Here is a 6,634-nt window from a genome sequence, read left to right as displayed (position 1 = left end):
GGATTCTGTCGCGGGAGAAGCCGCGGAAAGTGTCAAAGACAGTATTTCCGATAAGGCAGAAGACATTCTCGACAAGGGCGCTGAGGCTGCGTCAGACATCTATGATCAGACTGCAGCCGTAGTCGACGACGCCTACGAAGCAGCAAGCGGACGCATAAAGGATGCGACGTCAGCCGACCATACTTGAAATGAGGTACTGCCTTCGTTCACTAACTAGGAGGAGATGCGATGGGTGTCGAGCAAGCTGCAACAGAAAAAGGCAAGCAAGCCGCGCGCGGATTGAGAAAGAGCGCCGCAGCGGACGAGAAGAAGGTCGAGTCGCAAAAAGGTTCCGACCTTGCCAAGGGTGCAGATCGCTTTGAGGAAAGGTCGAAAAGCTCCGACGGCAAGAGCGCAGAAGAGAAGCAACGCCTGTGAAGGCAATTGCGCTCTTACCAACGGATCATCGACAGACGGTTGATCATGAACGCCGAATTCGGACGTTTCGTAGGAGGTGATCGATGGTCAAGGTTCGTTGCGCAATTTGGTGATTGCTGGCTCAAACGTCGCTTCGGCTCGTTGGTACGCCTGTAGGTCGGCCCAAGCTGCTGGCTTGGAGCGCTTGCAACACATGGGCAATACCACTGCAAGCCCAGCGAGTCGACGGGTTTAGCTAGTGGCTATATAGATTCGAAAGGTGAGCCCGACGCGGGGGCAATGGCGGTGACGCCGAGCCTCTGCCGAAGACGTCCCCGCTCTCAACAGGCCTACGAACTCCGATAGCAAAACATTGTTCCGGTCGATCCAACTCGGGCGGCGCTGACAGCAATCGAGATGGCGTGTTCCAAGAGATCATGTGGGTTTCTCCAGCGTTTGGTGATAGCTCTCGCTAATCCTCCAGAGAACAAGGCGTTCCCATATAAAATCGAATTTCGCCGTGTCTCCATGGCGCTGACCCTTCGTCTGGAACACGCTATTGGCTGGCGCGTTTCAGTCGAAATGGGTTGCCGCTTATAAGGATAGAAGATGAAGCAGATTTATTTTGTAGCAGTTTTTGAGCAAGGTGAAGCTGGAGAGTTGTTCCGACCTGAAGAACCACAACGGTTCGACACGGAAGAACAGGCGCGGAAGGTGGCCGCTGATTTGGCGTCAACGCACGCAGGGGTCATTGCCTGGAGCCAGGACGCAAAGCCAGGTGAAAAGGAATATGGTCCTCCTATCATTTTCTATACGGCCGGAGAGGTTATCGACATGAAATGACCGTTTCGAGCTCACAAACTGGAGCCAGCCGGTTCATTCCAAAATTGCTTAGCCTAGGATTTTCGTTTTTGCGGAGCATTTCGCCGTTCTTAAGTAGCGTTTCCACCACTGGTCTGCAACGCTCGACAACGACTTGTCGGTTGGGATTCGAATGGCCACAGGGTCTTCGTAGGGAACTTTGCGTTTCCAAGGGTGTTTGAAACTGCACGAGAGAACAGCAAAGAGATAAGCCAATGACGCCTGTCACACCGCCCAAACCAGACAAGAACGATATTCTACCGGAAAAGCCCAAGCCAAAAGACACGCCATTTCCGGCATCAGGGCAGCCGCCAACTCCTGGCCAACGAGCCGATCTTGAGGGTGATGAGCGCGAGCACCCCCGGAAGCCCTAGCCAGATCATGTTGGGCATCTCGCCCGCATATCTTCCCGAGCGCCGGAGGTTCCCAGCATCGTTGTCGGCGGAACTTTTTCTTCGAGTCATGCGTTGGATAACATTGCAAAAAGGAGATGCGCCATGGATTGGAACCGGGTGGAAGGCAATTGGAAGCAAGCCAAAGGCAAGGTGAAAGAGCAGTGGGGAAAGCTTACCGACGATGACCTTGACGTAATTGCTGGTAAACGAGATCAACTTGAAGGCAAAATCCAGGAACGCTACGGCAAAGCCAAAGATGAGGCCAAGAAGGACGTAGACGATTGGTACAACAGCCAAATCTGGCAGTAGTCAATGGGTAGAATTTGGTGCCCCATTATCTTCGAATAGTGGGGCATTTGTTCGGGCTAACCCCTACATCGATATCACAGAAGGGCTTATGTGAACGGGACAACCTTGGTCAGGTCCTGGAAGAAATCGCAGAGCGCGCAACGATGTCAGTCTGTCGGCCATCGCACGCTGGCGGCAGGCGATGTTTTTTGCCGCTCAGAGAGCGGGCAGGGCCGAGATCGTGCTTTGGAGAAATGAACTGATCCTATCTGCATAGCGGAGGACGGTTGCTGGGTCGTTTGACATTCGTCATTGTTGGCCGGACCGTCGCATGTGCACGCCGAACCAGAAAGAAGGCTATTTATCGTCCTGCAAATTTTGGGATTCAGACAACTCGCCCAACCGGATTTTTGCGAGAGCCTTAAACTCTCCCTCAGGGTACTTCTCCAGATAGGCCTCAAAACTGGCTGCGACGTCGCCATCTTTGATTGAAGTCCAGAATTCGAGCTCAACCTCCCTGTCAGCCGTCACATCTGGTTTGGCTGAAGCCGGCTTTGCCAAACGCGCTTTCGCAAGTGCAGCGAAGTTGCCATCGGGATATTGTTTTAGATACGCCCGATATTCGTCATGGTTACCGCTCGTTTCCACCGATTTCCAAAATTCAAGTTCGATTGGATCGGCATTGCGGCCTTCTGAGGTGGCGTCGATATCCGTTAATTGAATAGTGGATCTTCCATCAGCAGGCTCCGATACAGGCAGCGGCGAAGTAGCGTTCCGGTCGAACTTAACACGGAATACCCGGACGGGCCGAGCAATATTCTTGACTGTGTGTTCTCCCAGATCCTCGAATTCGTAGTCCACCCTGTCACGCAGATGATCACGCACTCCTCTGGTCACACAAATGCTACCGGGCTCCGCCATTGCCTCGAGACGAGCGGCAACATTGACACCATCACCAAATATCCCGTTATCCTTCACCATCACGTCGCCAACGTTGATGCCGATACGCAACATCATTCTCCGATCCGGGGACAAGGTGGCGTTGGCTTTGGTCAGCGCCTGCTGGATTAGTACGGCGGAATGAACGGCATCGACGACGCTGGCGAACTCGGCCAGAACGCTGTCGCCCGCCGTACCGGAGATTTCTCCACGGCCTTGAACAATTATAGAGTCGATGATTGAACGGTGAGACGATAGTGTTGCCAGGGCGGCCTCTTCATCCTGATGCATCAATCGCGAATACCCTTCGACATCGGCTGCCAGAATCGCAACGAGTTTTCTTTCAAGCGGCGGGGCCTCCATGGTGATCATCTTTTCCCGGGAGATCTGCCAAAAAATGCTTGGGTAAGATGGAAGGTCAAAATGCCAATTACGAACAGCGAAATGACGGGGCGCTTGTAAAATTGTCGTTCTCCCTCGGATCGTAACCGCGCCGGCGCTTGGGCCAAGATCGCAGTTGCCTCTTCAGTGATAAGACTGGCCGACGCCGCCAGACGGCGAATCTCGGCCCGGAGTGCCACCAGTTGCTCCGACAAAGGGATATCTTGCGATGTTGCTTCGCCCGGGGCTTTTTTGCGTTGTTCAAGAACCTGGTCAACCAAGTAAGTGTCGCTTTCGATTTCGGCTTCATCTGAATTGGGCGTGGGTTCGATTTGCATGGATCAATCCTGTAGTTGTCTTGAAAACTCTTGTCGTACCAGGCCTATACGGCCTTGGTTCCTCGAAACATCCGGCCCACTGCGATGAGAATGCATGCTCCGATAAATCCGGCGACCAAATAGCCCAGCCATCCTGTAAGGATAACGCCAAAAATCGATAGCAACGCGTTGGCTATGACGGCCCCCACGATCCCCAAAATGACGTTCATGATGATGCCTGTATTGCTTTTCATAAACATCTCGGCAAACCAGCCTGCAAGACCACCTATTATGATCGCGGCGATCCATCCAATTCCGGCATTTTCCATTTCAACTTCTCCAGATAACACGATAAAAAAATGCAACCCTGAGAAGGAGAATTTGTTCCGGAAGAAAATGACACTTCATGAATTCCGTCGGGCGGACTGGCGGTCCTTCGTTCTTCGGCTTGATATAAGCAGCGCCTTCATCCTTCAATCTCTGACAGAACGCGACGTGCCGTTAGGAGTATCATATCCTTCGCCGGCTTTCTGTTGCGAAACATCGGCGCTGCTGTCTTTGATGCCGCGATATTGCATGGGGCGTTTGGGCAAGTAGAGACCTGGAGGGCTATGGTCTATCGAGGGGGTGGGGTCCGACACCGCGGTAACCCATAACGAGACCGGACCCCGTGCGGAAGAGCGCCACGCTCTCCAACAAGCGGCCAACCTTGCAAAGTTGAGAATGTTCCCAAAAAAGCTCGTTTAATATTTATTGAGCTGAAATTGTCGCTGGCCGGGTTCTCCGCTGCAGTTCCAGCCAACATGCCGGTGACATCCAACGAACCCGGCGCTGGCTTCAATGGCGGTGCGATGCACCGCTCGTGTCGGGGGACGTGGAAGTTTTCACCTCAACCAAACCTGCAATTGAGGCCAGGTGGAACTTTCCTGGTGCGCAACAGTTCCTTGGCCATAGTCAGACTAGCACTCAACGCCCGTAGGAATGACATGCCTCTCAATGTTCTAGCAATAAATTGTACCCTGAAGGCCAACGGCGAATCGTCTACCCAACGGATGCTTGATCTGGTCATTCAAGCTTTCAAAGCACTGGATATCACCACGTCAAGCGTCAGGTTGGCTCAACTGAACATCAAGCCTGGCGTGAGATCCGATGAGGGTGACGGGGATGATTGGCCCGATTTGAGAAAACAGATCATGGATGCGGATATTTTGATCCTTGGCACCCCCATCTGGTTGGGACAGCCGTCAAGTGTTTGCAAACGGGCACTTGAGCGCATGGATGCTTTCTTGGAAGAAACTGATGATAAGGGAAGAATGCCGTCTTATGGGAAGGTTGCGGCGATTGCAGTCGTCGGTAACGAAGATGGAGCACACCATGTCTCAGCAGAGTTGTATCAGGCGTTGAACGATGTCGGCTTTTCCATTGCACCCAATGCGGTTGCTTATTGGGTGGGCGAGGCGATGGGTAGCACTGATTTTATTGACTTAAAAAAGGTTCCTAAACAAGTCGCTGACGCAGTTGCAATGCTGGCGCGAAACACTGCTCACCTTGCATACCTGTTAAAGGACCAACCTTATCCGGGTAAATAAACAAGTCTGACCCCCGAGACACACCGAGGTCCTTAGATGGCGAAAACCCCAAAGACGTCCAGAAGCCAGGAAGCGCGCCTCTTTGCGTTACCTCTCGATACGCCGCCAATGGAAGCGCGTTCCGCTGAAGAGTTGCCTGAAGGCGCCAACTGGCAATACGAGCCCAAATGGGACGGCTTTCGCTGCCTGGCCTTCAAGGAGGGCAGTCAGATCGAACTCAGAGCAAAGTCCGGTAAGCCCCTGGGACGTTATTTTCCTGAGATGATCACCCGTTTGCGCAACTGGCAATCTGAGAGATTTGTAGTCGATGGTGAGCTTGTCGTTGAAGTTGACGGTCAGCCCGCGTTTGATGCTTTGCAGATGCGACTTCATCCCGCGGAAAGTCGGATACGAAAGCTGGCCAGCGAAACCCCTGCCAAGTTCATAGTGTTTGACTTGCTTGCCTCTGAAGATGGCAGTCCTGTCCTCGACCAACCTCTGTCCCAGCGCCGGACGATACTGGAACAGCTTTTTCATCGACTTCAGCAGGACGCGTCTATGGAAAACATTGTCCTTTCCCCGACAACAAGACAGGTGGAGCAAGCGGTGAAATGGCTGTCCGAAGCCGGCCATGGAGGCTCCGACGGCGTCGTGGCGAAACAGCTTGAGGGAATGTACGAGGCGGGTGAGCGAACCATGGTCAAGGTGAAGCGGCTACGCACCGCCGACTGCGTTGTCGGAGGCTTTCGCTATGAAAGCCAATCCCGCGAGGTCGGGTCTCTGCTTCTTGGCCTTTACGACAAAATTGGAAAACTCAATCATGTCGGCTTCACCTCCACAATTCGGGACAGCGAGCGCGCGGCTTTGACCAAGCGGCTCGAGTCACTGCGTGAGCCCCCTGGCTTTACCGGGAAATCACCCGGAGGCACCAGCCGATGGAGTACCAAAAGGAGTGGTGAGTGGGAGCCGTTGCGCCCGGAGCTAGTCGTCGAGGTACGATTCGACCATATTACAGGCAACCGCTTTCGCCATGGCACCAAACTGATGCGCTGGCGACCCGACAAGCGGCCAGATCAATGTACCTTTGAACAGCTTGTTTAGTTCCTTGAACCAGATTCATTGAATTATGGTGCTGAAGCCTCCTCGGGGCGGACCTTATTCGACAGTGGAACCTGCAGCGTGGCTGACAAACTAATTATTGGATGAGCTCCTTAGCTTGCTGAAGGACAAGGGCCCAACAGCTGTCGGAATGTTTGGATCCGTACAATGGACGATCTTCGAAGGCTATGCTGCTCATGCGGGCCGGCTTCCGCTCGAATAAATTCGACCCGAATGCACGGCACCTCATGGCCTCCGTGGCCTATGCATTCGAACATGGCAGAGATGCATCCGATCCTCTGGACGGGCATCGCCGACCGCCTTCTAGGCCACGGCCACGTCAAGGTTTGCGATGGTTTCGACGTTTATCGATATTGTCGCTGTCACTCCG

The 6,634-nt window shown here is 53.5% G+C and carries 9 protein-coding genes and 2 pseudogenes; 8 read left to right on the top strand and 3 right to left on the bottom strand.

Features of this window, described 5'->3' with window-relative positions; genetic code table 11:
• From J2X72_RS22925 to J2X72_RS22905, 5 genes and pseudogenes are all read left to right on the top strand, one after another.
• A pseudogene (locus tag J2X72_RS22925) lies at positions 1 to 187 on the top strand (hypothetical protein); the annotation flags it as partial.
• Positions 188 to 228: 41 nt separating this feature from the next.
• Positions 229 to 417: a hypothetical protein gene (locus J2X72_RS22920; RefSeq protein WP_210004777.1), complete on the top strand. Its 189-nt coding sequence runs from the start codon at positions 229 to 231 to the stop codon at positions 415 to 417.
• A gap of 588 nt (positions 418 to 1,005) precedes the next feature.
• Positions 1,006 to 1,239, top strand: a complete 234-nt coding sequence (locus J2X72_RS22915) for a hypothetical protein (RefSeq protein WP_210004779.1) — start codon at positions 1,006 to 1,008, stop codon at positions 1,237 to 1,239.
• A 233-nt stretch (positions 1,240 to 1,472) separates the two neighbouring features.
• Positions 1,473 to 1,631 carry a hypothetical protein gene (locus J2X72_RS22910; RefSeq protein WP_210004780.1) on the top strand — a complete coding sequence of 53 codons (159 nt, stop codon included), beginning with the start codon at positions 1,473 to 1,475 and terminating at the stop codon, positions 1,629 to 1,631.
• Positions 1,632 to 1,754: 123 nt separating this feature from the next.
• Positions 1,755 to 1,961 carry a CsbD family protein gene (locus J2X72_RS22905; RefSeq protein WP_210004782.1) on the top strand — a complete coding sequence of 69 codons (207 nt, stop codon included), beginning with the start codon at positions 1,755 to 1,757 and terminating at the stop codon, positions 1,959 to 1,961.
• Positions 1,962 to 2,297: 336 nt separating this feature from the next.
• Here the strand turns inward: J2X72_RS22905 and J2X72_RS22900 are convergent, their stop codons facing one another.
• The 3 genes from J2X72_RS22900 to J2X72_RS22890 are packed head-to-tail and all read right to left on the bottom strand — an operon-like array spanning position 2,298 to position 3,906.
• Positions 2,298 to 3,251: an adenylate/guanylate cyclase domain-containing protein gene (locus J2X72_RS22900; protein ID WP_310075711.1), complete on the bottom strand. Its 954-nt coding sequence runs from the start codon at positions 3,249 to 3,251 to the stop codon at positions 2,298 to 2,300.
• Positions 3,248 to 3,598: a hypothetical protein gene (locus tag J2X72_RS22895; protein WP_210004786.1), complete on the bottom strand. Its 351-nt coding sequence runs from the start codon at positions 3,596 to 3,598 to the stop codon at positions 3,248 to 3,250. Before J2X72_RS22895 ends, J2X72_RS22900 begins: the two co-directional genes overlap by 4 nt.
• Positions 3,599 to 3,642: 44 nt before the next feature.
• On the bottom strand, positions 3,643 to 3,906 hold the full coding sequence (locus J2X72_RS22890) for a GlsB/YeaQ/YmgE family stress response membrane protein (RefSeq protein ID WP_210004788.1): 264 nt from the start codon (positions 3,904 to 3,906) through the stop codon (positions 3,643 to 3,645).
• A 657-nt stretch (positions 3,907 to 4,563) separates the two neighbouring features.
• Here J2X72_RS22890 and J2X72_RS22885 point away from each other — a divergent pair.
• The 3 genes and pseudogenes from J2X72_RS22885 to J2X72_RS22875 all read left to right on the top strand — a co-directional run.
• On the top strand, positions 4,564 to 5,166 hold the full coding sequence (locus J2X72_RS22885; protein WP_310075709.1) for a flavodoxin family protein: 603 nt from the start codon (positions 4,564 to 4,566) through the stop codon (positions 5,164 to 5,166).
• 36 nt (positions 5,167 to 5,202) lie between these two features.
• Entirely contained in the window at positions 5,203 to 6,246 is a 1,044-nt protein-coding gene (locus J2X72_RS22880; RefSeq protein ID WP_310075707.1) for an ATP-dependent DNA ligase, read from the top strand.
• Between the two features lie 94 nt (positions 6,247 to 6,340).
• Positions 6,341 to 6,591, top strand: a pseudogene (locus J2X72_RS22875) (periplasmic nitrate reductase subunit alpha); the annotation flags it as partial.
• Between the last annotated feature and the right edge of the window lie 43 nt (positions 6,592 to 6,634).

This window comes from Phyllobacterium sp. 1468, assembly GCF_031455525.1.
Lineage (GTDB): Bacteria > Pseudomonadota > Alphaproteobacteria > Rhizobiales > Rhizobiaceae > Phyllobacterium.
Note: the sequence above shows the minus strand (reverse complement) of the source record. Positions and strands in the feature narration are given on the sequence as shown.

Coding starts and splice junctions, on each gene's coding strand:
- J2X72_RS22920 (WP_210004777.1), top strand. CDS start 229: ATGGGTGTCGAGCAAGCTGCAACAGAAAAAGGCAAGCAAGCCGCGCGC.
- J2X72_RS22915 (WP_210004779.1), top strand. CDS start 1,006: ATGAAGCAGATTTATTTTGTAGCAGTTTTTGAGCAAGGTGAAGCTGGA.
- J2X72_RS22910 (WP_210004780.1), top strand. CDS start 1,473: ATGACGCCTGTCACACCGCCCAAACCAGACAAGAACGATATTCTACCG.
- J2X72_RS22905 (WP_210004782.1), top strand. CDS start 1,755: ATGGATTGGAACCGGGTGGAAGGCAATTGGAAGCAAGCCAAAGGCAAG.
- J2X72_RS22900 (WP_310075711.1), bottom strand. CDS start 3,251: ATGATCACCATGGAGGCCCCGCCGCTTGAAAGAAAACTCGTTGCGATT.
- J2X72_RS22895 (WP_210004786.1), bottom strand. CDS start 3,598: ATGCAAATCGAACCCACGCCCAATTCAGATGAAGCCGAAATCGAAAGC.
- J2X72_RS22890 (WP_210004788.1), bottom strand. CDS start 3,906: ATGGAAAATGCCGGAATTGGATGGATCGCCGCGATCATAATAGGTGGT.
- J2X72_RS22885 (WP_310075709.1), top strand. CDS start 4,564: ATGCCTCTCAATGTTCTAGCAATAAATTGTACCCTGAAGGCCAACGGC.
- J2X72_RS22880 (WP_310075707.1), top strand. CDS start 5,203: ATGGCGAAAACCCCAAAGACGTCCAGAAGCCAGGAAGCGCGCCTCTTT.